Genomic DNA, 26,240 nt, shown 5'->3' with positions numbered 1-26,240 from the left:
AACTACGGCAGAAAGAAAAGATTATCCATTTACAGCAGGATAAAAAACGAAGAACGATATGCAGAGAGAAAAGCAGCCCGGCAAAAAGTTGTATTTCTCTCTGCTGTCGAATCGTGGATTGCTTGCGAACTTGAAAACATACGGCATTTCGTATATAATAGAGGCTGATAATAAGCGGAAAACAATCCGCAGACATAAAGGCGGTGGCAGCATGAAACAATATCTTTCTCTCCGGGAAGCGGCGGAAAAATGGGGCGTGTCGGAACGGAGGATCAACCAATACTGCGCCGAGGGGCGTATCCCCGGCGCACAGAAAATCGGAAACGCATGGGCGGTTCCCGCCGGCGCGGAGAAGCCCAAAGACCCGCGCCGGACCAGACGGCAGACAAAGCCCCCTGCAAAAGAAGCAGACGCGGGCGGGATTGACTACACAAACCTTATGCCCCTTATGAATACAGCTTTTGCGCCGGGACATTGCCGGGAAGCGGTGGAAGCGATGGCGGCAGGCCCACGGCGGGATATTGCTATGGCGGAGTACCACTATTTCAGCGGCCAGCCGGAAGCGGCGGCAAAAGAGGCGGAAGCCTATCTCACCAGCCCCGACATGGGGGCGCGGCTCTCCGCCTGTCTGATTTATGCCTATGCCAATCTCCCTATGGGGCAGATACAGCGCTCCCGGTTTGCCCTGGGGGAGCTGGACGCTTCCCTTGCCGCTGCGGGGGAGCAGTCGCCCCAGTTTCGGGCGGCGTCGGCGTTTATCGCGTCCACGGGGGCGGTGCTTTTACATTTGCCGCTGCCGGAGGAAATGCCGGAGGCCGATTACTTCCTGCCTTTGCTGCCGCCGGGGATACGCGCCTTTGCCCTGTATGTGCAGGCCCACGCCCTCTATTTGAAAGGGGAATATGCCCAAAGCGCGGGAATTGTGGCGGCTACCCTTGCTATGGGCGCGGCCAGTTACCCAATCCCCGCCATCTACTTACATCTGGTGGCGGTCATGGACTACATGAGCATGAAACAGCCTGACCGGGCAGAGACCCATCTTCTGGCGGCGTGGGAGCTTGCCCGCCCCGATGATCTGATCGAGGGCTTTGGAGAACACCACGGGCTTTTGGGGGCTATGCTGGAGGCGGTCATTAAACCCAAATGGCCGAAAGATTTTAAAAGGATTATCGACATCACTTATCGTTTCTCTTCGGGCTGGCGTAGAGTTCACAACCCCATAACAGGGCATGACGTGGCCGACGATTTAACCACCACGGAGTTTGCGATTGCCATGCTTGCCGCCCGCGACTGGACGACCCAGGAGATCGCAAAACACCTGAAAATATCAGTAAATACGGCCAAAATCCACATTTCCGCAGCCATGCGGAAACTGAACGTGGAGAACCGGAAAGACCTGAAAAAGTACATGCTTTTATAGGCAAAGCGACCCCCGAAAAGGGCTTCGGGGGCCACCCATTTTAGGGGTCAAAATGGGTGATTTTTTTTCCTTTTTCTTTCCTGTATAATATGAGTGCGGCCATAGACCTGCCGCTAAAAGGGCGGCGGAGTTTGCCGTAAAAATGCAGGGAGAAAAGATGGAAATTTATAAAATAAGTCTTGACAAATGGGATTTATCCCCCATAATTAGACAGACAGACAGACAGACAGACAGACAGACAGACAGACAGCAGGATAAGTCTATCCTTTTTTCCTGCGTACAATCAGAGCTTCCTAACGCTGTTTCAAGGGACGTGCTGCGTCCACGGTCATTCCGTGGGCGGGGCGCGTCCTTTTTGCGCTTTGGCAAACCCGGCGTTTGGGGAAAGGGGGTGTCCGCAGAGTGTATAGCCATGAAACCCGCGCCCGCTCCGGCGTTTTGATACTGGCCGCCTTTGCTGCGGGGGTGGCTCTGGACGCAGCGACAAAGCGCCGCCGCCAACCGAGCGGAGGTTGAGAAATGGAACAGGTCAAACGGTATGCGTTTGAGGGTGAAGTGATTGAAGTACCCCTGCGCTGGGACGAGGGCGCCCAAACGTATGTGGAAGATTACAAAAGCGTGATTGAAAACCCGATCTACTCGCCATCAGGGCGGCCTGTCCTTTTGACCATTGAGGACGCCTGCCCCTATACCGATATGGCGGACGACAATCCGGACAGCATTGACTGCGGCTCCTGCCGCCACTATCACCAATTCCCCGGCTCCCTGCTGGGGGTATGCAGGAATGAACAAAGACGCTCCGGCGTGAAACCCAAAAGAACCAAAGCCAGAGCAAAAAAGGAGGACACAACATGAAAAAACGATTATTCGCGGTACTGCTCTGCGTTTGCCTGCTTGTGGGGCTTGTGCCGCCAGCGGTATTGGCAGTGGGAACAGACACTGGCAAAGCCATACAGCTTGGCACAGGCGGGATTTCCGGCTGGGACAGCGCGGATGGATATGACTATATCTATTTCGGCTACTGGGAGATTGAGACCGACTACACCACCCCCGGCCCCATCAAATGGCGGGTGCTGGACGACCAGACCAACACTGAGGAAACGGGCTTGTTCATGCTGTCTGAAACGCTGTTGATAAAAGACAATTGGACGAGTGTGTATTTTCAGGAGTCCCAGCATTCTGTTTATGATGGTAACTCCTGGACATATTACAAAGGCGAGTCCCATGATGGCGACCACGCAAATTGCCAGATCGCGAACGCATGGCAGGACAGCGAGGCGCAGGAATGGTGCAATGACTTTTACAGCGGCAATCTGACCATGCTGGAACAGGGCGCGGTTTTGGCGACGACGAAAAGCGACGGAGCATTTACCAGCAGCACATATAGCGCCACATTTGCCGCTTCTGACAATATTTTAAACGGGGACAAGGTGTTTTTCCTTTCGGCAGAGGAAGCGGAAACCGGGGCTTACGGATTTACCAATGACGCTGCGCGAATCGCCTATTTGGGTTCGGTCGTGAGCAATTGGTGGCTCCGTTCTCCTTACACAGGCAATACCGCACAACTCAAAACTTGGTATGTAGGTCGGGTCACAGCAGATGGTGTTGTGAGCAACTTCCAATCGAACCTTCTTTGGCCGGCTCGCCCCGCTTTTAACCTGGATCAAAACGCCGTCCTCCTTACATCGGCCGCGGTCGACGGCAAAGCCTCCGGCACCGTGGGCGCAGACGCGCTGCAAGCCGTTGCCGGCTATTCCGGCAATGAATGGAAGCTGACGCTGCTGGACGCAAGCCGTAAAAGCTTCTCTGTTTCCGGCGTGTCGATGCAAAACGGTACAGTCAGCTTTTCTTACTCCGGCGCACAGACCGGGACAGACGAATACATTTCCGCTGTTGTGGTGGATAACGGCGCGGTCACCTACTACGGGCACGTTTTGCAGTTGGACGGCACGGCGAACGGCGCAAACGGAACGGCGAGCCTTTCCCTCCCGGCGGATGTAACTTTAAGCGCGAATACCAAGCTGTATGTATTCAACGAACAGTACAACGGGGATCAAAAGACGGACTACGCAAGTGATTTTGTAGATATTACCTCTATTGTAATCGCGGATGGCGGCAAGGTGGAGCTTCGCACCAACGAAACCCATATCCAGTGGAAATATAAGAGTGAGGGCGACGACGCGTGGCGTGACCTGCTTGCCCTTTCCGCCATTGCTGGCGGGGACGGCTCCGGCGGCTCCGACGGCGCAGATGGCCGCGAGATCGAACTGCAAAACAACGGCACTACCATTCAATGGCGATATAAGGGTGATACCACATGGAATGATCTTGTTGACCTTTCTGCGCTTACCGGTGCGGCCGGACAGGACGGCAAAGACGGACAGGACGGAGCCGATGGCCGTGAGGTAGAACTGCGGGTTGACGGCGGTTATATCCAGTGGAGATACACAACCGGCTCCGATACCGAGTGGAAAAATCTGATCGCCATTTCCGCCCTGCAAGGCTTGAAAGGCGACAAGGGTGATAAAGGCGACCCCGGCGCAGACGGGCAGGACGGCAAAGATGGACAAGACGGCTTGCCCCCGTACATAGGCGATAATGGCAACTGGTGGATTGGCACCACTGATACCGGCATTAAGGCAACGAGTGCCGACGGAAAAGACGGTTCGGACGGCGTAAATGGCAAAGACGGCGTTGACGGTACAAACGGCGCTCCCGGAAAAGACGGCAAAAATGGTGTGGATGGCCAAGACGGTAAAGATGGCGTTGGGATTGCCAACATTGAGATCAACGACAGCGGCGAGCTGATTGTTACCCTTACCGACGGCACAGAAAAAAATCTCGGCAAGGTAACGGGCAGCGACGGCGTGGGGATCATCGGTGCAACGATCAACGAGGACGGTGAACGCATTTTAACCTTGTCCGATGGAACCGAACTGAACGCCGGCGTGGTACGCACGGAAGAAGCGGTAGCGGCTATGGCGCCGATTAGCGAACAGAACTCCGGCCAGTCAACGCTTCTCCATGTCTTTATGGGTATATCCGGCCTTTCCCTTGCCGGGTTGATTGCCCTGCTGATCTTCCTCTATACAAAGCGCAAGGTCTTGTTTGGGAAATAAGAACTGCATATAGTTCATTCAATGTATACAGAAAGGAAACCGACGATATGAAAACAAAAAAACGATTATTAAGTTTGCTGCTTGCATTTTGCCTGCTGGCAGGGCTTATGCCGACAATGGCTTTTGCGGAGGAGTCCACTGTGAGCGTGTGGGACGGAAACTCTGTGGCAACTGCATATGAAAGTGGCGATGGTACGGAAGCAAACCCGTATGAGATTGCAACGGCAGAACAGTTCGCCTATTTTGCAGAACAAATCAAAGCCGGTGCCGGGGCGGATGCTCATTATATTCTGACCAGCGATCTTGATATGACGGCTGTGAGCTGGGAGCCTATAGGCGGCTCGCTGCAGAACGATTACTATGCCGGCCACTACTTTCATGGCAATTTTGATGGCCAGGGGCGCTGTATCGCATACAGTATTTCAGAATTAAGCAATGTTGGCCCTCGTTCTGGCGTAGGTTTGTTTGGCATTGCTGAAGGTGAAATTTTGAATCTGACTGTGAACGGAAGCATCTCAGACGTTTCGAAGATTGAGGCTTCCTGGTTAGGCGGTATCTGCGGTCTGTTTGCCGGTAATATTACCAACTGTGCTTCCAATGTGGATATTACGATTCAAGAGGGAAATTCAAACGCTTCATTCTTTGGCGGAGTGACTGGCGAAGTGCAGGCAGGAGCCATGCAAAATTGTCTTTATTCCGGCCGCATTGATTTGAATTTTTCTGCCGCTTATGGTGATTTATATGCCGGAGGGCTTTCTGGGACCGTTTATGCAGGGAAGATAGACGCTTGCAAGAATGAAGGGGATATCTCTGTAAAAGCAGCAAACGGTAAATATGGAAACGCTGGCGGCATTGCGGGAATGGTTTATACAGGAGGTGATCCCGTTGTTTCGGAAATTCGAGATTGCTATAACGAGGGGGCTGTTACTTCACCCAGAAATGCCGGTGGTATCGCAGGAGTGGTGAGTGCTGTATTATCTAGCGGTCAGACAGGTACGGCAACTTCAGGGGTTTATAGTTGCTATTCTTCTGCTGCGATAGCAGGCGATGTTGCTGCTGGTGCAATTTCTCCTTCACTATCAAAAATGAATTATGCAGGTGAAGAAAACGGAAGGGCGAATGCGATAGTTGAAAACTGTTACTATACTGTCGGAACAGATGAGAATGGAACCTTATCAACAAATTTGACAGAACTTTTCCAAAAACTCTGTGAAATATCCGAAGAAGGAATTTGGGTTCAAGATGCAAACGGTGTCCCTCGCCTTTATTGGGAGCTTGTCGTTGCTCCTGAGCCAGCGACTTTTTCCGTCACCTTCCAAGACGAGGATGGGACAATTCTCGATACCATGGCGGTGGAAGAGGGCGATGACCCCATCTCACTCCCCGAACTGAAGGACGACAACGGCAACCGTGTGTTCATTGGCTGGTGGGGCATAGATTCTTCTGGCTCTTCCCTCTATTACGCTGGTGAAAAGTATGCGGTGACAGAAGATGCGACCTTCATTGCTTATTGGGACGAGATCATTACCCTGACCGCGCCCTTCACCACCACGGTGGAATTGGGCGACAGCGGTGTTCCCGGCGAAACCGTGTTTACGTTGGAGATCATGTTTATGGGCGAAGTCGATGAGGACATGTATCAGGATATGACAATTTCCGCTTCCGTCACCACCAACGGAAAGGGTGATTATGACGGAGCCATGACCTTCACCGGCCTCTCTCAGCAGCTTAAGAGTATGCTCCGCCAAGGCATGTTCGTGCAGCAGGTGGACGACGGCAAAGAGAACTGGACATACGACGACGCGGTGTGGTACCTGGTTCTGGCAGATGATACCGAAGCCGCTGCGATGGCCTTATCGGATGGTGTGGAGCCGGAATACGAACCGGAATATAAAATACTGATCTTCCAGGCAACCTGCGAGGAAACGGAGAACGGCTCGATCTACTATATAGATTGGGATAACATGGACTGGGACTCCCCGGAGGAGAAGATGCTCTTTACCAATGCTTACACTGCCCACGACTATACCCTGGAACACAACGAAACCGAGCACTGGGATGAATGCGGCTGCGGCGATGTGCAGAACAAGGAAGCGCACCGGTACGGTGAGTGGACGGTAACGAAAGAAGCCACCGAAACGGAATGCGGCGAAAAGGAGCACACCTGCACCGTTTGCGGCTATACGGAGAAGGTGGAGATTGAAAAGCTGCCTGCCGCAAAGCCGAATCCGGGCACCAGCACAAGTACCAATAATACCGATACAAATGTACAATCTCCTCAGACCGGGGATAACAGCAATATGACCCTGTGGCTGGCGCTGATGGCTGTATCCGGAGGAACACTGATTGTAATAGCAGCTCGCAAAAAAAGAAAAGCCGCATAAAGCAAATAATAACTGACCAAAGCCCTTCAACCGACGGTATTGCTGCGGTTGGAGCGCATAAATGAAGGACGATTATTTTTAGATATGCCCGCCATATCTCTGTAGAAAAACATCCTGCCGCATATTTTTTTTACATACCTCATCGACAGGAATGTAAATACTTCAACCGTAAAGCCGAATTTGTCCCGTGTTTTTCATGGGATAGGTTTGGCTTTTTGCGTCGCGTCCATCTAACGGGCAGGCAGCCGTGCGCAGGCTGCAGAAGCCCGCCTCGGTCAATCGTTTTGAAAAATTCAAAAACGATTGATTGGAGGTATACAAAATGGCAGATGATAAATATGCCAACGCAAAATGGCGTTTCCTTCTACGAAACGAAAACCAGCGTATATGGCACTCAAAGCTATCGGGAAGCACACCTGCTGCGGCTTATACGGCGAGTGGTAAGATTTTTGCAGCCGGAGGATATCAGACCGGAGTAGGAAAAAGACATCTGGTGCTTGGAAAAACTGGATATTCCCATCGAACAAAACCCGATTTACAGGACAAACACACTGAATTTCACCAAGATCACGCAGGAGCAAATCCGGCAGGAAGTCAAACAGGCGGTCTATCTGCACCTGAAATACGAAAAACTCAGAACAGTGCAGCGGGAAATCAGTTCCTTACGGCAGTTTTCCAAGTATCTGCAGGATAAACGAAGCGACATTCAATCCTGTAAAGATATAAACCGGGAGCTGATTGAAGAATACCTGATCCACAAGGCAACCAACGGCTCATCAGGAAAATCAAACGGTGACGATATATTAAAGCTGCGAAATGTGCTGGAAAGTATCGGAAAGCTATTCGGATATGCAAATCTGGAAGGATTGTTCATCAACACGAATATTACTTGAAAACTTAGAAGGATGGGGTGATGAATATGAACAAATACGACAAGATGGTTGAGATTAACAAAGAACGCAGTGATGAAAAGGTAACTGCGGCAAGGCTGGCAATCCGAAAGCTGATGGAAAACGGTGAACAGATTTCCGTACCGCAGCTTATGAAAATGACAGGCCTGTCAAGAGGATTTTTTTACAAGAACCCGATTATACGAGCCGAAATCGACCAAGCCGCCAGTCGGGTCGGAATGGCCAATCCTCGAAAACATATACTGGATAAGGCGATGGATGACAGAATCGGTTTACTCATGCAGGAACTCGCTATGCTGAAGCGGGAAAATGATACGCTGAAACAAGAAAACGAGAAACTGAAAAAGGCGCTCGCCAAGAAAAGCAGAAATATTATCAGCAGCCTGTAATACATCCAAAATACATAAAGCCAACGGTAAACAATGCCGTTGGCGTTTGCAGTTATAAACTGAAGGTTTATACTGCACGAACTTATTGAGGCTTCTGCTATAGTAGGTAATGTGCTATTATTTATATTGAGGTACAGGAAACACATTTGTGTATGCCGTTAAAGCCAGTATTTTCAAGGGAAAATGAAGGCGGGCTACAGTTTAGTTCCCGATCTGGTGGTATGTGGCCCCGACGATCATCAATACGTTTCTGGAAAGCTATGATTTTTCCGGTAAGACGATCATCCCTTTTGCAACCTCCGGCGGCAGCGGTATGGGAAAGACAAATGCGAAATTGAAACCGAGCTGTCCGGGGGCAACACTTCTGCAGGGCAGGCTGCTAAATGGAAACTTGTCGGAAGAGTCCCTGAAAAAATGGGTGAAGGATCTGAACTTATAAAGATAAATGGCAGGGAGGACATAGCAGGATGAAAGCGATGGAATATCGAATATTGCCCCACGGAGGGGAACCGATCAGTATCATAGGACTTGGCACAAGTTCCATTCAGGCGGCCAGTGAACAGGAAATTGAAGAAACCGTTCGTTATGCGCTGGAGCGGGGAATCAATTATTTTGACATGGCCTCCGCTGAGGCAAAGCCCTTTGCGGCCTATGGACGGGCGCTCAAAGGCAACCGGGATAAGGCGTATTTCCAGATTCATTTTGGTGCAAATTATGAAACCGGTACCTACGGCTGGACAACAAATCTGGATACCATCAAGCGGTCTGTTGACTGGCAGCTTCATGCCTTGCAGACGGACTATATTGACTTTGGTTTTATCCACTGTATTGACGATGCCGCAGATCTGCGCAAAGTAGAAAAAGCAGGCGTGATTCGATATATTGAAGATTTAAAAGACCAGGGAGTTGTCCGGCATATCGGCCTCTCCTCCCATACGCCGTCTCTGGCAAATCAAGTGCTGGATATGGACATTCTGGATATGCTGATGTTCAGCATCAATCCCGGTTATGATTACCGTAAGGGCGATTATGGAATCGGAGATATGGAGGAACGGATGAGTCTGTACCGGCGCTGTGAAAAAGAGGGGGTCGGAATCTCTGTAATGAAGGCATTCAGCGGAGGGCAGCTTCTGGATGCGAAAACCTCCCCCTTCGGTCAGGCACTTACGGAGTATCAGTGCCTGCAATATGCGCTGGATAAGCCGGGTGTGTTGACGGTTTTGCCGGGGATTCGTGGAAAGGCAGATTTAGACCGGATTCTCGGTTTTCTGGAGGCAGAACCGGGAGAAACGGATTATTCCGTCATTGGCAGCTTTACGCCCCAGGATGCGAGCGGCAAGTGTGTTTACTGCAATCACTGCAAGCCCTGTCCTGCGGGCCTGGACATTGGTCTGATCAATAAGTATTACGATCTCGCCAAAGCCGGTGACCGCCTGGCTTACAATCATTATGAGAAGCTGGAAAAGAAAGCTTCTGACTGCCTGAAATGCGGTCATTGCAATCACCGCTGTCCATTCCATGTGGATCAGGTTTCCAGAATGGAGACGATTGCCTCATATTTTGATAATAGTAAAGAAACGCTATGAGAAAATGTAGAAATCGTCATCTTGCTATGGATACCTACATAACGATGACTGCTTATGGCAGGAATGCGGAAACGGCGTTATCGGACGCAGAGGACAAGCTGATAAAATTGGAACAATCCGGTGCACACTTTGAGGTTGAAACTGATAAACAAACAGAGACTTCTGCCTGAAGAAAAAATCGGTTAAAATAATTGCCAAGAACTTTAAAATGGAGGAACTGTCATGGAGTATATTACATTAAATAACGGAATCAAAATGCCATTGGAAGGCTTCGGGGTCTTTCAGGTTCCCGATGCCAAACAGTGCGAACAGGCTGTTCTGGATGCAATTCAAAGCGGATATCGCTTGCTTGATACCGCAGCGGCCTATATGAACGAAGAAGCAGTAGGAGATGCCATTCGAAAAAGCGGTATAAAGAGAAGTGACTTATTCATCACTACCAAGCTGTGGGTTCAGGATGCAAGCTATGAGGGCGCAAAGAAAGCGTTTGAAGTTTCCATGAAAAAGTTGGGTCTTGAATACCTCGACCTGTATCTGATTCATCAGCCGATGGGCGATTATATGAGTGCATGGCGTGCAATGGAGGAACTCTATAAAGAAGGCGTCATCCGTGCTATCGGCGTTTGCAACTGCTATCCCCATGTACTGGCTGATATCTGTGAAACAGTCGAAGTTGTACCCGCTGTCAATCAGATCGAATTGCATCCTTTCTTTCAGCAGGCAGATGCACTGAAACTGATGAAGGAATATGAAATCGTACCGGAGGCGTGGGGCCCGTTTGCTGAGGGCAATCACGGTATTTTCACCCATCCCGTCTTAACGGCCATCGGTGAGAAATACGGTAAAACAGCCGCGCAGGTTGCACTGCGCTGGAATGTGCAGCGCGGCGTAGTCGTGATTCCGAAATCGGTTCACAAAAACCGAATGGAGCAGAACATGGATATTTGGGACTTTGCGCTCAGGGATGCAGATATGGCAGAAATCGCTAAGCTGGACATTGGACACAGCGAGATCGTCAACCACTTTGATCCGAGCTTTGTCAAGATGCTGCACAGCATGAAGATACATGAATAAGAGTAGAAATGCCGTGAAAATACTGCAGGATATTGGCAGTGCTTGAAACCGCATCCACGGCTTTCATTATTTTGCTTAGGAGGATTTACAGCTATGAGAAAGAATTTCGGAGCCAAACCGTTTTTGTATCCCCAGCCTGTTATGATTATCGGTACTTACGATGAAAACGGAAAAGCAAACGCCATGAACGCCGCATGGGGCGGCATTGTAGGAATGAATGAGATCATGATTGATCTTGGCAGCCATAAGACCACAGATAATATGATGAAAACCAAAGCTTTTACCGTAAGCGTGGCGGATACAGCGCATATGGTTTCCTGCGATTATGTAGGCGTTGTTTCCGCAAACAGTGAGCCGGATAAAATGACAAAAGCGGGTTTTACAACCATAAAAAGTGAATTTGTAAACGCACCGGTAATCAATGAACTTCCGCTTGTACTGGAATGTGTTTTGAAGCAGGTCATTGATGGCAGCAAGTTTATCGGTGAAATAAAGAATGTCAGCGCAGATGAAAGTATTCTCGGTGAGGACGGAGAAATAGACCTTGGCAAATTCCACCCCATTACTTACGACACCGTGCATCACGGGTATTACGAGCTGGGAAACCGCGTGGGCAATGCGTTCAAGGACGGGATGAAGCTCAAATAAAAATGATCGATGCAGATAGAGATTACCTGCTAACCTGCGAAAGGAGGCGGCTGCATATGCTGTCGGCCTATTGGGGTTTTGTATTCATGAGCTTACACCAAAGGCATCATTATAGCTGAACAGTTCACGCAAGTGCAACTGGAAAAGCAGCGCCGCCGCAGCCAAATGCAAACAGAAGAAGGCCACGTGAGAAAGCCCGCCCGGTATCATTCGCAGAATGTGCTGAGCGGGCTCTTCGTCTGTGGAAGAATCGCTTATGGTTTCTGCAAATGGTTTCTAGCCTGACCAGAGATGGGGATCTCCACGTCAAGGATCAGCCAGATTTCATCTGAGCATCAGAATTCAATTGTCCAATGATGTCCAAAAATTAATTGACAAAATTGCTTGAATATGCTATTATAATTTCATGATGAACAGTTGTGTCCAAGGAGAGCGCCAAGATGAAAGCAAATTTAATAATCAATTTAGTAACCGCACACAGTAGCGGAAATGAATCTCAATTTGAAAGTGCACTTTCTGATTTGATTCATGATGAAGAAAAAAAAGGTAATGCTCAATTAGCGTTATCGCTTAAAAATGCTTATTCGCCAGATAAACATTCCAAGAGTTCCGTGATCAGCCCAATGTCTACAATGTCTTTTTCAGTACAATCGGTTACAAATTTACCTAAAGACAAAGATAGCACTTTGGATCTGGTGGAAATATTACAACCTACCGTTCGGCTAAAAGATGTAGCACTATCGGAAAAGGCTCAGGATACAATTCAGGAAATTGTCGAAGAACAAAATAACGTTCAAGAGCTTATGAGAATAGGAGTCACACCTACAAATAGAATATTATTCTGTGGCCCTCCTGGTTGTGGAAAAACAATGACTGCAAATGCCTTAGCAAAAGAATTAGGACTGCTCATAGCGTATGTTCGTTTGGATGGTCTAGTATCATCGTATCTAGGCCAAACAGGAACAAATATCCGGAAGATATTTGAATTTGTAAAAGGAAAACGAATTATGCTATTTCTCGATGAATTCGATGCTATAGCAAAAAAAAGAGATGACTCACATGAACTTGGAGAATTGAAGCGAGTTGTAACAACCTTGCTACAAAACATGGATGAAATGCCTGCAAATATTTTTTTGGTCGCTGCAACTAATCACCACCATTTACTTGATCCGGCGATTTGGAGAAGATTTGATATTTCTATTTTGTTAGAAGAGCCTAATGAAATGCAGCGCCAGAAAATAATTGAAAACTCATTACAAGATTTTTTGAAGGATTACAAAGTGGATTCCCAAATATTGGTTGTTCTTTCAGATGGTATGAGTGGTGCTCAGATGCAAACATTCTTACAGTCATTAGGTAAGTTTTGTGTCATGAATAAAAAAAGGGGGGAAACTATCTCCATAGAAGAAATTGGTAAAATTTGGATGAAGCATACGGCTCTATACGTTAGTGAAGATGATGGCGACTTTATGAAGGCATTATCGAAGATTCAAAAGAATGGTGTATCAATTCGTACATTAGAAGCGATCACCGGCATTCCCCGTTCAACATTAAGCTATCGTTTTAACAAGGAGGGAAAATTAGATGAATGACAGAAAGCCTCATTTTTGGATTCCTGACGAGGAAGTAGAACGTATATCAAAAAAGCCTACTGGTAGAACCACACCTCGTGATATTGTTTATTCTGAGCACGGTGCTAAATTAAGCCATGGGCTTCAATTAGTTAAGCAAGCCGTCGAAGAGCTTAAAGAAGATGACTCCCTGTACGATGCTGGATTATATGTATTTAAAGTTGAACTGCCAGAGGGCGAAAAAATTCAGCATCAGTCTGATATATTTTCCAAGAACGGAATGCACGTAAACGCAGTTAAAGATGAGCGGCATGCAGTAGTTTCTACAACGGGACATCAGTTCCAGATATTAAGAAATCGAGTGGAAGCATATACGGCCAACGGTACAAATAAAACACAGTTTGACTATATAGAAAGTATTGCCCCGTATATAGGAACAGAGAAGAATTCCGGAGAGTTAAGAAAAAAAGTGTATATTGATCGGCCTCCCGAAACAGTAGATATTCAACTTATGTTTATCCCTAATTTGCAACCTAAGGACTATTCAATAGCAATTGAAAAGGTAAAAGAAAAAATTCATATTGTACAGGGACAAATTCAGCAGGACCTCTATTACCTCTCAGATAGAACGCCAGTAATTCGTGCGGTTGTTCCATCTAGCACTTTAAGCCGCTTTGAGAATGACTCTGCGATATATAGAATTGAGGAAACTCGTTTTTTTAGCGTAGGTGTGGATGATTTTCTTGTAAATATTCCAGCTTCTGCACAAATGACCGATGAAGTTGATTTAGAAGATCTGCCTGTTGTCGTTGTTCTTGACTCCGGGATAAACTTTTCTTTTCCATTTGATCAACTCGTAATTGGACATTGGACGGCCCCCTTTTCCCACGGGGGCGATAGCGACCACGGAACACGAGTGGCAAGCAGGGTATCATTTGCACGGATTGGAGAACTACAACCTATCTGTAAATGCGAGCCTTCCCATTGAAGGTGATGAAATGAGTATTATAGGATTTGAGCTTGACGCATTGCAGTTGAAATACGGAGTCCAGTTTGTTGTTTCGGCTGGAAACCACGAGCTTTGGAAGACAGAAACTTCCATTGACGATATATTAGATGATTCTGATTCACGAATTGCTCCCCCCGCTGATTCTATGCTCAGTATCGTAGTGGGAGCAGTTATAAGCGAGGATCACGTCGGTAGTCTTTCTGGGAAAAATATCATCGCTCCATATAGTAGACGAGGGCCCGGTTTTGCTGGCTTTTCAAAGCCTGATATGTGCGCTTATGGCGGTACTATATCTTTGGATGGAACCGGCGCTCATGTGCCCGCTGACATAACCTCGTTAGTTCTCACTCAAAATGCAACTGTAAAGCCGGATGCAGGAACTAGTTTTACAGCTCCCACTGTTGCTGGCGATTTAGCGGAAATATTAAATAATACTCCTAATAATGATATTTTGCTCGCAAAAGCTTTACTGTATCATAATGCAAAACCTCTATGGGAAAGCGATGAGATGGAAAATGAGGAATTGGCATTTGCGCATAACCTTTATGGAAGAGGAGTTGCTTCTGTGGAAGATAGCAAATTCTCATCTCCTTCTCGGGTAACTTTCTTAAGAACTGGAAGCCTTAATAGGCTAACTAAGGAACGTGTAAAAATCTATATGCCGGAAGTTTTAGCCGCTCAGGTAGGTAGAAATGTCGCTCGAGTTACCGTTACTTGCCTGACGCTGCCACCGGTTGATCGTACAAAGGGTAGCGAATATTTAGGAGCGTTTATTCGAGCCTCACTAAAAAAGTCTCATCTAGATGGACGTTTGCTACCAGTAGCACAAGACTATTCTGAAGGTCGAAGAAAGTGGGATGTCTGTTGTCAATTCACTAAAACATTCACATCGTTTAATTCTGGCGACTGGCAAATATGGCTGGAACTTTTCTCTCGTTGGGACGAGGAAAATTTAGATGTTCCATAGCATTGGTTGCCACTATGGAAGATGTTAGCGGTACTTTAGATGTATATAGTGAAGTTCAGGCACAAAATCGTTATCAGTTGGCGAATGCCTTGCGCATAAAGGTTGATGCATAAAAGTGGACGAGCTCCATTTTGTAAAGCATTATATCTAGGATGCGTAGAGTCCAACGGCGGCCGCCTTGTCTTTTTTTAACGGAGACCTCAAGGGGAAACGAGCATATACTGTACTGAGGTGATAAACGATGAACCCATGTGAGCTAACGGTATCAATTACAGCAATGGCAAATGCATTGGCTAGTGACCTCACAAATGATGAGCTAAATGTTTTGGGCGCTGTTTTCTCACAGCTTGGCGATACTCTTACAACCATCGCCACACAGAGAAGTATTTGTGAGAGCGCCTCCCATTCCTCCGATACGCAATGCTGAGACAACATTCAAATCGACGAAAAGGGGGCTAGCGCACTGCGATCTTCAATCGCTAGTGCGCTAGCCCCCTTGCTTGTCAAAGGCCGAGATAGGTATCATGACGCGCAATATAGCGGTCGTGCTTTGACATATTTCGTACCAGTAAGAATGCGATTACAAACATCACGGCAATAAACGCAGCAAATATCCAGCTGAAATGAAGGGATTCCATTGTCGCAATAAAGTCATAGCAGCCGTGCATGAACGAAGGAATCAGAAATGCCATAATACGGCAGAATCGGGACACTCCATTTTTGCCCATGCCATCATAGCGTTTGGCAAGTCCATACCATGTTCCCATAAAAACACCAAAACAGGCGTGTCCGGGAACCGCTGTCACGGCACGAAGCATGGCTGTTTTTAAGCCATATTGAATCACATATCCAATATTTTCCCACAGCGCAAAGCCAAGGGAGACAAAGACGGCATAGACGACACCGTCAAATTGACAATTGAACGCTGGGGAATACCATGTTCGCTTTTTGAGCAACAAGTATTTGAAGCCCTCTTCCGAGAAGGCAACCACCACAAAATACAGGATCGCCTTATACATTAGGGAATCTGTATCGAATATTCGGCTGAGTAAGGCACTGCCCGCCCGTTCTGTAACCATGGCAAACCCGGTTGCAAGTATGCCATAGAGGATAAGCGATAAGAGCAGCGCGGGAGGTTCCCGTTCAAGCCTGTCAGCTCGATAGACTTGGATCAGTAAAAAAATTGCTGGAATGATTGCCGCCGCGATCAGGATTGGATTCAGATAAAAGAAAAGCATAGACCCACCTTATTCCACTTTTTTTGGCACTCCGCTTTTGCAGAGGCAGAGTTCTTTGCGTATACAGTTGTGTTATTGGGTATTCTTTGAAGGGAATCATTGAATATTACGAATTTGGTTTCTTTACATTTCCTATGGAAGTGACGATCTGGTATCCCGCAGATTCCACACGGCGCTCCAGACAGCCACGGCACTGCGCCGCTTCTTCTCCGGTACAGATTTTATTTTCATAGAGTTCATATAACTTGCGCACCTTTACAGGAGAGAGATTGGGCATCACCACATTGGCGCCCGCTTGCAGTCCCAGCTCCCGTCCCTGGGGATGAATCGTTCCCAGAGCTGTCGTCGCTGGAATGAGCGCATAGGGAAACATTAGGCGCAGCACAGCGATAAGCCGGAGGGTCAGAGAGAGACTTCCCCGTTCAAATTTGGAAAACGGAGTCTCATTGTGGGGAATATACGGCCCAATGCCGATCATATCCGGCTGGAGCTGTTGTAAAAAGCGCAGGTCCGCAACCAGATTGTCCAATGTCTGATACGGGGAACCCACCATAAATCCAGACCCTACCTGATAACCGATTTCTTTCAGATGAAATAGACACTCTTTCCTGTTTTGCAGACTCATAGCCTCCGGGTGAAGTTTACGGTAATGCGCCGGGTCGGCAGTCTCGTGCCGCAGCAGATAGCGATTCGCTCCCGCATCAAAGTAGGCCTGGTAGCTGTCCTTTGGCCTTTCCCCAATGGAGAGTGTGATCGCGCAGTCCGGAAACCGGTTCCGAATGGCGGAGACGATCCCACAGATTTTCGCATCTGTGTAATAAGAGTCCTCCCCTCCTTGTAGTACAAAGGTGCGAAAGCCGAGTTCATATCCTTCGGCGCAGCAGGCAAGGATGTCGTCTTGCTCCAGGCGATATCGGGTCGCACTCTGATTGTCCCTGCGAATCCCACAGTAATAGCAGTTATTCTTGCAACAATTTGTGAACTCGATCAGACCGCGGACATACACCGCATCCCCATAAATCTGACGCCGGACTTTATCGGCGGCAGAGAACAGAAGGGAATCCAACCCCTCAGCCTGCAGTAAGGACATAAGCTCCGAGGTGGAGAGATCGCGCTCCGCCGCAAGTGCCGTTATATGCTCTTTCGAAAGATTCATAGAAGTTTCCACAGCTCCCTGTATTCAAAAAGACATAAATTCTATGCATTTAGTAGGTTTATAGTATAAACGATCTCTCTTTCATCTGTCAAGGAGAATTTTGTTTTTGCATGTTGTTGGGGGTGAAGTGGGTCTCTCCAATTTGCAGCGACAGATTATCCATTCCACGGAGGATGTGGGCAAAGCAAAGGTCGAGTCCGCGAGAGAAACCTTGAACCGGTTAAATCCCCATGTGGACATACGGACCTATCCCACTTTTGTTTCTGCCTCCAATATTATGGATCTCATTGCGGAGTACGATTTTATCATCGATGGCACAGACAATTTCGCTGCAAAGCTTTTGATTAACCATGCTTGTCAACTTTCCTCGGATCTGGAGAGCAATCCGATATATGTTTATTTATTTAAAAGTATTGACAGGAGAAAAGATGCGTGATATACTAATACTTATAAATATGATAGGTTTTATAAGTATTAGGTGCAAACATGAAACGAGGGATACAAGATGGAACATCGAATGCAGAATGATTTGAACAGCGACGTCGCGAAAATTGAGGGGATCTCCCCTCTATCCAATGACTTTTTTGTATGGAATCGGTCTTGTTGTCTGTGCTGTTGTTGCGGTACAGGCGGCAAGGCTTTCAACTGTTTGTAAAATAACAGGGTATTCTCAGCGTTAAGACTCCGCCTGTTTTCATTGTATCGTCCGCGGGAGAGAGCGGTATGATAAACAGGCGGGGTCTTTTTATGTTAAATTGACCTAGAGGGGTGAAGAGATGATCGATACACAGGAGAGCATGACGGCAAAGCTTTGCTCCTTTGCCAGGGCTTATCATTCCAACTTTGGAAAGCAAAAAATATTTGACGATTTTCTTGCCTACGATCTCATGGGCAAAGAGGAATATGAGGAGATCGGGCAGCTGATTGAGCATGACTTTGATCCTGCAGGAGTTGATCCCAACCGTGGGTTTAACGGGACTCGGGTCTATCCAGAGCTAAACCGATATATATCACCAATTCCACTATCGCGAATTGCATTTGCGGAAGAAGAACTCGCTCGTTTTGCAGAGACAAAAGGATGCTGCCAGTACGTGATCTGCGGAGCCGGTATGGATACCTTCGCGTTTCGCAATGAAAATCCGGATATCCAGATTTTCGAGCTAGATCACCCAGATACCCAGCGATATAAATTGGAGAGAATCCGGCAGCTTGAGTGGACTATACCCCATAATGTTCACTATGTGGCCAACGATTTTGCAAAGGACAATATGGTTGATATTTTGAAGAATGCGGGGTTTGCGCCAGAGTGTCCGGCCTACTTTGCCATTCTGGGGGTGACCTATTACCTGACGCTCCCGATCTTTGAGCAGACAATTGAAAAGATTAGCCAGCTATCCTGTCAAGGAAATCAGATGGTTTTTGACTTCCCAGATGAAACCACATTCGCTGCAGGAGGCGGAGGCGTCCACCGCGTAAGGCAGCTGACAGAAATCACGGCGCGGTTGGGGGAACCGATGCAGCACGGCTTTTCCATTGAGGAAATCCGGCAGGCACTTTTGCGGCACGGCTTTATCTTGGATCGCCATGAGACACCAGAAACGATACAGCAACATTTTTTTGCCGGCAGGGCCGACGAGCAGAGGGCTTTTGAAAATATCCATTTTATTTTGGCAGTGAAAAAGGAGAGAGTGCAATGAAGTCATTTATTTTTACATCGGAGTCCGTTACAAAGGGACATCCCGATAAGGTCAGTGATATCATTTCGGATTCGATACTGGACGCATACCTTGAGAAGGACCCAACCTCCCGTGTGGCGGTGGAAACGGTGGTGAAGAACAATACCATTATTCTAGTGGGCGAAATTTCATCTGCCATCTCCATTGACAGTGAAAGAGTCGTCCGCCAGGCCATAAGGGACATCGGGTATACCAGGGAAGAGTTGGGATTCAACGCCGATACGGCGGAGCTAATTCTCCGCCTTGACCGTCAGTCGCCGGATATTGCCCAGGGGGTGGATCGGGCCATGGAAATCCGCAATACGGAAAAGGAGGCGGAGCTCGGCGCTGGCGATCAGGGAATGGTGTTCGGCTATGCGGTGGATGAGACGCCGGAACGGATGCCCCTTCCCGTCTCCCTTGCCCACCGCTTGGCAAAAAGATTGACGCAGGTGCGGGAAGATGGCGTGTTTCCCTATCTCCGTCCTGACGGCAAAACACAGGTGTCCGTGAGATATGAGGGGGAACGGCCTGCCGGCGTGGATACCATTGTAGTATCCACGCAGCATGATCCGGACGTAACGCAGGAACGGATCCGAGACGATATAGTCCGTGAGGTCATCACGCCGGTGATCCCAGGGCAGTGGCTTGATGGCAATACGAAAATTCTGATCAATCCCACTGGCCGGTTTGTCATCGGCGGGCCCGCCGGTGACAGCGGGCTAACCGGCCGTAAAATCATAGTGGATACCTATGGCGGGGCATCGCGGCATGGGGGAGGAGCCTTTTCAGGGAAAGATCCTACCAAAGTCGATCGAAGCGGCGCTTACGCCGCAAGGTATGTTGCGAAAAATATAGTGGCGGCAGGCCTTGCCAAGAAAGTAGAAATTCAGATTGCCTATGCCATCGGCGTAGCATCCCCTGTTTCGATTTCAGTCAATACGTTCAATACCGGAACAGTTCCCGATGAAGTTTTGCAGGAGGCGGTATCGGCTGTGGTGGATCTCCGCCCTGGAGCGATTATTCATAATTTGAATCTGCGCCGCCCGATCTATGCGCAAACTGCGGCTTATGGCCACTTTGGCCGGGAGGAGCTGAATTTGCCGTGGGAAAAAACGGATCTAGCCAGAGTGCTGAAGACCTATGTGGAGGAGAAAAGAAAATGAAGCGAATTGCAAGCTTTGCGGTAAACCATGACAAGCTTGACCTGAAGGGAGCAAAGAAAGCAGCAGAGGAAATGCTTCAGGTGCTTGAGAACTGGTCAGAGGAGGAGCTAAAGTATCCGTCTTAAGTGAGACCGTTCATTCTATCTAGAAAACAGGAGGAAAAGTTCATGTTAAACAAGTATAAAATTGAATCAGCCTTGATCCATGGCGGAATTTATGGCGATCAACAGACCGGCGCGGTGAATGTGCCAATCTATCAGACTTCAACCTTTGAACAGCGTGGGCTGGGGCAGAACACTGGCTGGGAGTATTCCCGCACAGGCAATCCCACAAGGGCGGCCTTGGAGGCGCTGATTGCAGAGCTGGAACACGGCAAGGCAGGCTTTGCCTTCAGCTCTGGTATGGCGGCTATCGCTGCGGTTCTCAGCCTATTCCATTCAGGGGACCGAGTGATCATCTCCAGCAACGTTTACGGCGGAACCTTTCGCGTGCTGGATAAGATTTTTAAGAATTTTGGAATCAGCTATTCCATTGAGGATACCACCGATCTTGCAGCGCTGGAACAAAAACTCACCCCAGAAGTTAAGGCAATCCTTGTGGAGAGTCCAGCAAACCCATTGCTGACGGTCACTGATCTTAAGGCGATTGCAGGGATTGCGAAAAAATATGGCATTCTTTCCATTGTGGACAATACCTTTATGACACCCTATCTTCAGCGCCCCATAGAGCTTGGCGTGGATATCGTCCTCCACAGCGCAACGAAATACCTAGGCGGACACAGTGACCTTGTGGCAGGTCTGGCAGTAGTCAACGATGAGGAATTGGCGCAGCGCCTTGCTTTTATCCAGAATGCCACTGGCGGCGTGCTGGGCCCCTTTGATTCCTTTCTGCTTATCCGCGGGATCAAGACCCTGGGAGTTCGCCTTGACCGTCATGTGGAGAACGCAGAAAAAGCAGCCGAGCATTTGCAGAATCACAGGGCCGTCAAGAAGGTGTATTATCCGGGTCTGCCTGGCGCGCAGGGGTTTGAAATCAATAAAAGACAGGCTAAGAACGGCGGTGCAATGGTTTCCTTTGAATTATATGAGAAGTACAATATCAAAAGGTTTTTCTCGTCATTGAAGCTGATTGCGCTTGCGGAGAGCCTCGGCGGCGTGGAAAGTCTTGTCTGCCATCCTGCCAGCATGACCCACGCTTCGATTCCCTATGAAGTCAGGCAGAAGGTAGGCATTACAGATGGCCTCATCCGCCTGTCCATAGGGATTGAAAATATCAGCGATCTCCTGATGGATCTTGATCAGGCTATAGCAGAAAGCGAGGCGAGATAATGGCATATTATGCATCGATGCAGGACCTGATTGGACGGACTCCTACTGTAAAGCTCAGTCATTTGGCGCTGCCGGAGGGGGTACAGTTGCTTGCAAAACTGGAATTGTACAATCCTTCAGGGAGTGTGAAAGATCGCATCGGGCAGTCGATGATTGTCGATGCGGAGAGAAAAGGACTGCTCAAGGCGGGAGGAACCATTGTGGAGGCAACGGCAGGAAACACAGGCCTCGGCATTGCTTTTGCCGCCTTGAATCGCGGGTACCGCATTATCTTTGTGGTTCCAACCAAGTTTTCAGAGGAAAAGCAGACTTTGATGCGGGCGCTGGGAGCCGAGATTATCAATACGCCGCGGGAAGGCGGGATGAAAGGAGCGGCTGAGAAGGCAGAGGGGCTGCGCGCTGCCATCCCCGGAGCGATCTCCCTTGAACAGTTTAAGAATCAGGCGAACCCATCAGTCCATTATGAAACAACTGGCCCGGAGATTTATGAGGATCTCCACGGAAACCTTGATTATCTCGTAGCTGGCGCCGGCAGCGGTGGAACCTTCACCGGTGTTGTGCGGTACTTAAAAGAACAAAATCCGGAAATCAAGGGCGTTCTTGCAGACCCGGTGGGGTCCACCATGGGAGGCGGCGCCCACGGAGATTACAATATCGAAGGGATCGGGAATGATTTTATTGCCGATACCATGGATATGTCGCTGGTTGACCAGGTCGTCAAGATCAGCGATGGCGAGGCTTTTGCCGGAGCGCGGAAGCTCGCCAGAAAGGAAGGCATATTTGCCGGCTCCTCTTCGGGAGCAGCCCTTGCTGCAGCGGAAAAGCTGGTGGCTTCTGGAGCGCGCGGCACCATTGTGATCCTTCTGCCAGACCGGGGAGACCGCTATTTCAGCAAACATCTGTATGAATAATTTCGTGCCGGCCTGGCGGTCACTCAAATCGCAACCATACCCGCGATTCCAGCGGCAGCGAATTCCGTCTCCCACTTGAATCAGGCGGCGTGCCAGGTAGGGGTACTGTATAACCTGCGATTTGATCCCCGTGGCATTGCCGGAAAAACAGGAAAGGATATCATCGAAGGGATTATCCAGGGATTCATGGAGGTTGGTATAGATCGGTCCTATTGCCTATAATACCTATAGGATATTGGACAAAAGAAAGGAGATACACTATAATAAGGGTAAGAAAAGAAGGAGGAATCAGACCATGGCAACAATCGCGTATAACGGAAAAACTATCTGTATGTGTAGGAGGCAGTTCAAAGGTTGCTGTATCATGCGATGTTGCATGTCTCGAATGTGATGCTTACGGTCTCACTGGACAGATTCAAATGATCGGTAGTCTTCGGAAGCCCAGCAACAGGGGCTTTTATTTTATCCTATAGGAAAGTCCACCGTGAGGCGGACATAAATACGAAAGGAAAAGAAAAATGAAAAAAATAGTGATTGCGAGCGCACTCGCGTTAATCTTACTGCTATCCGTTACAGCATGCTCCAACAATGACAGATCTTCGGATCATTCAAACAGCGAAACATTGCAGACAGCGAGTCTTGAAAAGACAGAGTTCAATCTCGGATACTTGAACTCCACAGCGCATCTTCTCGCGTTTGTTGCCCAGGAGGAGGGGTACTTCAAGGAGGAGGGGTTAAATGTAACTCTGACCCAGTTCTCCAGCGCCTCAGAGCTTGCCTCAGGTCTTGAGTCCGGCAAATTGGATGTGGCATTTATTGGATCGGTTCCGGCCCTTACCTTCCAGAGCCAAGGCCATGATTTGACGATTTTTGGCGGCGCCATGACCAACGGGCACGGCTATGTTATAAAACCAGAATATACAGAAGGCTTATCGAGCTGGGACGTATCCATCCTGAAGGATAGAAATGTTGCCTCGGTAAAAAACAGTGTGCAGGATGCCGAGCTGCAAATTCTTTTGCGAAATGCTAATATTGAGATTGGGGAAGGCGCCGGTCAGGTCAACATCGTCTATTTTGACAGCCAGAAGGATGCGTATGCCGCCCTGCAGAATGACTCGATTGATGCAGCCTCCGTCTATTCGCCCTATGCATCCCTTGCGAAGGGACAGGGATACGAGGTGGTGTATTACTGCGCCGACGAAGAGGCTCTACAAAATCAGCCGTGCTGCCGGCAGGTTGCGTTAACGTCGGCCCTCAGTGAGAATCCCAATGCCTATCATGCATTTGAGAGGGCCTTGATCAAGGCCTATAAGTTTTCTCAGGAAAACCAGGACGGGACCATCCAGGACGTGAAGACATACATCGACATTGACGAGGAGTACATTAGGACTGAGGTGTATGGAGGATACAGCTTCTCCAGCCCTGACCCAGATAAACAGGGAACCATTACACTTAAGGAGACAATCGTTGACCTGGGATACACCGACGAGTATGACATTGAGAAGTATTACAACACCCAGATCTACCAGAAAGCCCTTGAAAGTCTCATCACAGAAAGTCCTGATGATCCCGTGTACAAGGCTTTGCAAGAGCACTTCGACCAGTATGAATAAAATTGGAGGGTTGCTGGTTTTATTGGAGCACGAAAACATGTGAGGTGAATCCTTTGAGTAAAATCGAGATACAGAATTTAACGGTTGAGTACACGGACAAGAATCGCCGCTTTACGGCGCTGAAGGATGTATCGTTTTCTGTGGAATCTGGTGAATTCGTCAGTGTGATCGGCTCCAGCGGTTGTGGGAAAAGTACGCTGTTGAGCATTCTTGAGGGAATCAATTCCCCGGCGGAGGGTACTATTTTAATCGATGGTAAGCCGATCTCCGGCACCGGCACGGACCGTGGCGTCGTATTCCAGCATTATTCCCTTTTCCCTTGGATGACAGCCCGCAAAAATATTGCCTTCGGAATCAAGCAGGTTAAGAAAGAGATTTCCAAAGCCCACCGGCTAAAACTGGCGGACGAGTATCTTGAGAAGGTCGGACTTGGGGAATTTAAGAATCAATACCCCTCCCAGCTATCCGGCGGTATGCAGCAGCGTGTGGCGATTGCGCGGGCGTTGGCGATGGATACGGATATCCTGTTGATGGATGAGCCCTTCGGCGCAATCGACGCGAAAAACCGCACAATTCTTCAGGAGCTACTTTTGAAACTGTGGGAGGGGGATGGCGTACAGGAAAAGAAAACGGTGGTCTTTGTCACACATGATATTGACGAGGCCATCCTACTGTCCGACCGCATCATCATGATGTCGGCCAGCCCCGGCAGGGTCTATAAAGAGATTTCCGTTCCCTTTGAACGCCCTCGAAACCGCTCGGATCTCGTGCAGACAAGGGACTACAGCAAATTTCGAAATGAATTGCTGTCCCTGTTCTATGGCGACATCATGGATAAAATTGGCGGGAGTGAGGTGGTCTTGTAATGACGGCCAGGAAAAGATTCTTACGGTGGATCCATCTGCTATTTCTGCTGTTTTTGCTAATCCAACTTTTGCCGGATCAGGTAGCGAACGAGACCTACGCAGCATATGCCATCTGGTTTGGGGTGGGGGTGGAAGTCCTCGTATTGTTTGTCTCCGCTCTGGTCAAAAAGCAGGAGGGGTTGAACCTGTTTCTTGATATTGTAGGTTTCCTTTACGGCCTTTTGATTCTGTGGATCTTGGCCACTGCCAAGTTTAATCTGCTCAGTGAAGTACTGTTTCCTCCACCGGGAAGAGTGTTTGAGCAGTTTGTCCGTGATTTCCATAAGATTGTGGTGAACATCAAAAGCTCAGTGGGGATCATCCTTCAAGGTTACGTATTGGCGACTATTATCGCCATCCCCCTTGGACTATTTCTAGGGTGGAGCGCGAGGCTCGGCAATGCGGCCACCTATATATCGAAGTTTCTCGGATCAATACCGCCGATTGTGTACATCCCCTACGGAATCGCCTTGCTGCCCACCTTTCGTTCCGTCTCGGTCTTCGTCATCTTTCTAGCTGCCTTCTGGCCCATTCTAGCCAGCACCATGAGCGGTGTATTGAATGTGGAACAGAGGATAATCGATTCCGCGAAAGTGCTGAATGTCAAGAAGTTTACCATGTTATTTTCTGTGATCCTCCCGGCCGCTATCCCGCAAATTTTTATCGGCTGTAATCAGGGATTGAGCGTGTCCTTCATTCTGCTGACCTCGGCAGAGATGATCGGCGCGCGGGATGGGATGGGCTACTACGTTAAACAGTATTCAGATTTCGGAGATTATACGCGCACCATTGTGGGACTGCTGGTTATCGGAGTCGTTGTCGTCGGGATCTCGTTTCTGTTTAATAAGTTACAGCGGTATCTGCTGCGCTGGAGACGGTAGCAGATTTTGATATGTAGTGGACTACCACTATCAATTTCGCGTAATTGCGGAGCGATTGACTTCTTTTGTTGTCCGTGATATCATATTCCTTTACAAAGAACAGACCAATCGTCGGTTCTTGTTTCGTTAATCGACCGATTTGGGATGCGCTGGGAATTTATGACCGGACAGAGCGGAAAAAGACTGTAGGCCGATTTGCGGCTTTCCCATCTGCCATATTCAAAAAAATGAGTCAGGCGGCAAGCAGGA

General features: G+C 48.6%; 23 protein-coding genes and 2 pseudogenes. 23 read left to right on the top strand and 2 right to left on the bottom strand.

Features of this window, described 5'->3' with window-relative positions:
• Positions 1–211 precede the first annotated feature (211 nt).
• The 14 genes and pseudogenes from H8730_RS17895 (at position 212) to H8730_RS17890 (ending at position 15,505) form a co-directional block, all read left to right on the top strand.
• On the top strand, positions 212–1,420 hold the full coding sequence (locus H8730_RS17895) for a LuxR C-terminal-related transcriptional regulator (RefSeq protein ID WP_430385382.1): 1,209 nt from the start codon (positions 212–214) through the stop codon (positions 1,418–1,420).
• 519 nt (positions 1,421–1,939) lie between these two features.
• Positions 1,940–2,275 (top strand): hypothetical protein, encoded by a 336-nt coding sequence (locus H8730_RS09900; RefSeq protein ID WP_177716521.1) that lies wholly within the window; start codon positions 1,940–1,942, stop codon positions 2,273–2,275.
• Positions 2,272–4,539 carry a DUF6273 domain-containing protein gene (locus H8730_RS09895; protein WP_177716519.1) on the top strand — a complete coding sequence of 756 codons (2,268 nt, stop codon included), beginning with the start codon at positions 2,272–2,274 and terminating at the stop codon, positions 4,537–4,539. Before H8730_RS09900 ends, H8730_RS09895 begins: the two co-directional genes overlap by 4 nt.
• Positions 4,540–4,586: 47 nt before the next feature.
• On the top strand, positions 4,587–6,923 hold the full coding sequence (locus H8730_RS09890) for an LPXTG cell wall anchor domain-containing protein (RefSeq protein WP_177716517.1): 2,337 nt from the start codon (positions 4,587–4,589) through the stop codon (positions 6,921–6,923).
• 497 nt (positions 6,924–7,420) lie between these two features.
• Positions 7,421–7,816: a hypothetical protein gene (locus tag H8730_RS09885; protein WP_177716513.1), complete on the top strand. Its 396-nt coding sequence runs from the start codon at positions 7,421–7,423 to the stop codon at positions 7,814–7,816.
• Between the two features lie 20 nt (positions 7,817–7,836).
• Positions 7,837–8,223, top strand: coding sequence for a DUF6262 family protein (locus tag H8730_RS09880; RefSeq protein WP_346726571.1), 387 nt, complete (start codon positions 7,837–7,839; stop codon positions 8,221–8,223).
• Positions 8,224–8,428: 205 nt separating this feature from the next.
• Positions 8,429–8,662 (top strand): annotated as a pseudogene (locus H8730_RS09875) (flavodoxin); the annotation flags it as partial.
• A 37-nt stretch (positions 8,663–8,699) separates the two neighbouring features.
• The gene (locus H8730_RS09870; RefSeq protein ID WP_177716525.1) at positions 8,700–9,809 is read left to right on the top strand and encodes an aldo/keto reductase; all 1,110 of its coding nucleotides are present in this window, start codon (positions 8,700–8,702) and stop codon (positions 9,807–9,809) included.
• A 222-nt stretch (positions 9,810–10,031) separates the two neighbouring features.
• On the top strand, positions 10,032–10,883 hold the full coding sequence (locus H8730_RS09865; protein WP_177716511.1) for an aldo/keto reductase: 852 nt from the start codon (positions 10,032–10,034) through the stop codon (positions 10,881–10,883).
• A 93-nt stretch (positions 10,884–10,976) separates the two neighbouring features.
• Complete coding sequence (locus tag H8730_RS09860; protein WP_177716509.1) at positions 10,977–11,531, top strand: flavin reductase family protein; 555 nt, start codon at positions 10,977–10,979, stop codon at positions 11,529–11,531.
• A 440-nt stretch (positions 11,532–11,971) separates the two neighbouring features.
• Positions 11,972–13,123 (top strand): AAA family ATPase, encoded by a 1,152-nt coding sequence (locus H8730_RS09855; RefSeq protein WP_177716507.1) that lies wholly within the window; start codon positions 11,972–11,974, stop codon positions 13,121–13,123.
• Complete coding sequence (locus H8730_RS09850) at positions 13,116–14,090, top strand: hypothetical protein (RefSeq protein ID WP_249289775.1); 975 nt, start codon at positions 13,116–13,118, stop codon at positions 14,088–14,090. The genes H8730_RS09855 and H8730_RS09850 overlap by 8 nt, the downstream gene beginning before the upstream one ends.
• Positions 14,038–15,078, top strand: coding sequence for a S8 family peptidase (locus H8730_RS09845; RefSeq protein WP_249289774.1), 1,041 nt, complete (start codon positions 14,038–14,040; stop codon positions 15,076–15,078). The genes H8730_RS09850 and H8730_RS09845 overlap by 53 nt, the downstream gene beginning before the upstream one ends.
• Positions 15,079–15,319: 241 nt before the next feature.
• Complete coding sequence (locus H8730_RS17890; RefSeq protein ID WP_177716506.1) at positions 15,320–15,505, top strand: DUF6774 domain-containing protein; 186 nt, start codon at positions 15,320–15,322, stop codon at positions 15,503–15,505.
• Between the two features lie 76 nt (positions 15,506–15,581).
• Here H8730_RS17890 and H8730_RS09840 read toward each other — a convergent pair whose 3' ends face one another.
• Both H8730_RS09840 and hydE read right to left on the bottom strand, forming a co-directional pair.
• Positions 15,582–16,316 carry a PrsW family intramembrane metalloprotease gene (locus H8730_RS09840; RefSeq protein WP_177713539.1) on the bottom strand — a complete coding sequence of 245 codons (735 nt, stop codon included), beginning with the start codon at positions 16,314–16,316 and terminating at the stop codon, positions 15,582–15,584.
• Positions 16,317–16,422: 106 nt separating this feature from the next.
• Complete coding sequence (gene hydE, locus H8730_RS09835) at positions 16,423–17,472, bottom strand: [FeFe] hydrogenase H-cluster radical SAM maturase HydE (protein WP_177713540.1); 1,050 nt, start codon at positions 17,470–17,472, stop codon at positions 16,423–16,425.
• 124 nt (positions 17,473–17,596) lie between these two features.
• On the opposite strand from hydE, the pseudogene H8730_RS09830 reads away from it, so the two are divergent.
• From H8730_RS09830 to H8730_RS09795, 9 genes and pseudogenes are all read left to right on the top strand, one after another.
• A pseudogene (locus tag H8730_RS09830) lies at positions 17,597–17,839 on the top strand (HesA/MoeB/ThiF family protein); the annotation flags it as partial.
• A 409-nt stretch (positions 17,840–18,248) separates the two neighbouring features.
• Entirely contained in the window at positions 18,249–19,169 is a 921-nt protein-coding gene (locus tag H8730_RS09825) for a class I SAM-dependent methyltransferase (RefSeq protein WP_177713541.1), read from the top strand.
• Positions 19,166–20,353 (top strand): methionine adenosyltransferase, encoded by a 1,188-nt coding sequence (gene metK / locus H8730_RS09820; RefSeq protein WP_249289773.1) that lies wholly within the window; start codon positions 19,166–19,168, stop codon positions 20,351–20,353. The genes H8730_RS09825 and metK overlap by 4 nt, the downstream gene beginning before the upstream one ends.
• A complete protein-coding gene (locus H8730_RS17645) occupies positions 20,350–20,478 on the top strand; it encodes a hypothetical protein (RefSeq protein WP_283243934.1) in 129 nt (42 codons plus the stop codon). Before metK ends, H8730_RS17645 begins: the two co-directional genes overlap by 4 nt.
• 42 nt (positions 20,479–20,520) lie before the next feature.
• Positions 20,521–21,681 carry a trans-sulfuration enzyme family protein gene (locus H8730_RS09815; protein WP_249289772.1) on the top strand — a complete coding sequence of 387 codons (1,161 nt, stop codon included), beginning with the start codon at positions 20,521–20,523 and terminating at the stop codon, positions 21,679–21,681.
• The gene (locus H8730_RS09810) at positions 21,681–22,592 is read left to right on the top strand and encodes a PLP-dependent cysteine synthase family protein (protein WP_177715298.1); all 912 of its coding nucleotides are present in this window, start codon (positions 21,681–21,683) and stop codon (positions 22,590–22,592) included. The genes H8730_RS09815 and H8730_RS09810 overlap by 1 nt, the downstream gene beginning before the upstream one ends.
• 518 nt (positions 22,593–23,110) lie before the next feature.
• Positions 23,111–24,205: an ABC transporter substrate-binding protein gene (locus H8730_RS09805; RefSeq protein ID WP_177715296.1), complete on the top strand. Its 1,095-nt coding sequence runs from the start codon at positions 23,111–23,113 to the stop codon at positions 24,203–24,205.
• 53 nt (positions 24,206–24,258) lie between these two features.
• A complete protein-coding gene (locus tag H8730_RS09800) occupies positions 24,259–25,071 on the top strand; it encodes an ABC transporter ATP-binding protein (RefSeq protein ID WP_177715294.1) in 813 nt (270 codons plus the stop codon).
• Positions 25,071–25,991 (top strand): ABC transporter permease, encoded by a 921-nt coding sequence (locus H8730_RS09795; RefSeq protein WP_249289771.1) that lies wholly within the window; start codon positions 25,071–25,073, stop codon positions 25,989–25,991. The genes H8730_RS09800 and H8730_RS09795 overlap by 1 nt, the downstream gene beginning before the upstream one ends.
• The last annotated feature ends 249 nt before the right edge of the window (positions 25,992–26,240 follow it).

Origin of the sequence: Bianquea renquensis (assembly GCF_014384895.1) — a bacterium.
GTDB classification, from domain to species: domain Bacteria; phylum Bacillota; class Clostridia; order Lachnospirales; family Bianqueaceae; genus Bianquea; species Bianquea renquensis.
Note: the sequence above shows the minus strand (reverse complement) of the source record. Positions and strands in the feature narration are given on the sequence as shown.

Excerpts from the sequence above, each read along its gene's own strand:
- H8730_RS09810 (WP_177715298.1), top strand. The coding sequence starts at position 21,681 with ATGGCATATTATGCATCGATGCAGGACCTGATTGGACGGACTCCTACT.
- H8730_RS09825 (WP_177713541.1), top strand. The coding sequence starts at position 18,249 with ATGATCGATACACAGGAGAGCATGACGGCAAAGCTTTGCTCCTTTGCC.
- H8730_RS09880 (WP_346726571.1), top strand. The coding sequence starts at position 7,837 with ATGAATATGAACAAATACGACAAGATGGTTGAGATTAACAAAGAACGC.
- H8730_RS09795 (WP_249289771.1), top strand. The coding sequence starts at position 25,071 with ATGACGGCCAGGAAAAGATTCTTACGGTGGATCCATCTGCTATTTCTG.
- H8730_RS09805 (WP_177715296.1), top strand. The coding sequence starts at position 23,111 with ATGAAAAAAATAGTGATTGCGAGCGCACTCGCGTTAATCTTACTGCTA.
- H8730_RS09890 (WP_177716517.1), top strand. The coding sequence starts at position 4,587 with ATGAAAACAAAAAAACGATTATTAAGTTTGCTGCTTGCATTTTGCCTG.
- H8730_RS09840 (WP_177713539.1), bottom strand. The coding sequence starts at position 16,316 with ATGCTTTTCTTTTATCTGAATCCAATCCTGATCGCGGCGGCAATCATT.
- H8730_RS09870 (WP_177716525.1), top strand. The coding sequence starts at position 8,700 with ATGGAATATCGAATATTGCCCCACGGAGGGGAACCGATCAGTATCATA.
- H8730_RS09895 (WP_177716519.1), top strand. The coding sequence starts at position 2,272 with ATGAAAAAACGATTATTCGCGGTACTGCTCTGCGTTTGCCTGCTTGTG.
- H8730_RS17890 (WP_177716506.1), top strand. The coding sequence starts at position 15,320 with ATGAACCCATGTGAGCTAACGGTATCAATTACAGCAATGGCAAATGCA.
- H8730_RS09815 (WP_249289772.1), top strand. The coding sequence starts at position 20,521 with ATGTTAAACAAGTATAAAATTGAATCAGCCTTGATCCATGGCGGAATT.
- H8730_RS17645 (WP_283243934.1), top strand. The coding sequence starts at position 20,350 with ATGAAGCGAATTGCAAGCTTTGCGGTAAACCATGACAAGCTTGACCTG.
- H8730_RS09860 (WP_177716509.1), top strand. The coding sequence starts at position 10,977 with ATGAGAAAGAATTTCGGAGCCAAACCGTTTTTGTATCCCCAGCCTGTT.
- hydE (WP_177713540.1), bottom strand. The coding sequence starts at position 17,472 with ATGAATCTTTCGAAAGAGCATATAACGGCACTTGCGGCGGAGCGCGAT.
- H8730_RS09900 (WP_177716521.1), top strand. The coding sequence starts at position 1,940 with ATGGAACAGGTCAAACGGTATGCGTTTGAGGGTGAAGTGATTGAAGTA.
- H8730_RS09865 (WP_177716511.1), top strand. The coding sequence starts at position 10,032 with ATGGAGTATATTACATTAAATAACGGAATCAAAATGCCATTGGAAGGC.
- metK (WP_249289773.1), top strand. The coding sequence starts at position 19,166 with ATGAAGTCATTTATTTTTACATCGGAGTCCGTTACAAAGGGACATCCC.
- H8730_RS09855 (WP_177716507.1), top strand. The coding sequence starts at position 11,972 with ATGAAAGCAAATTTAATAATCAATTTAGTAACCGCACACAGTAGCGGA.
- H8730_RS09850 (WP_249289775.1), top strand. The coding sequence starts at position 13,116 with ATGAATGACAGAAAGCCTCATTTTTGGATTCCTGACGAGGAAGTAGAA.
- H8730_RS17895 (WP_430385382.1), top strand. The coding sequence starts at position 212 with ATGAAACAATATCTTTCTCTCCGGGAAGCGGCGGAAAAATGGGGCGTG.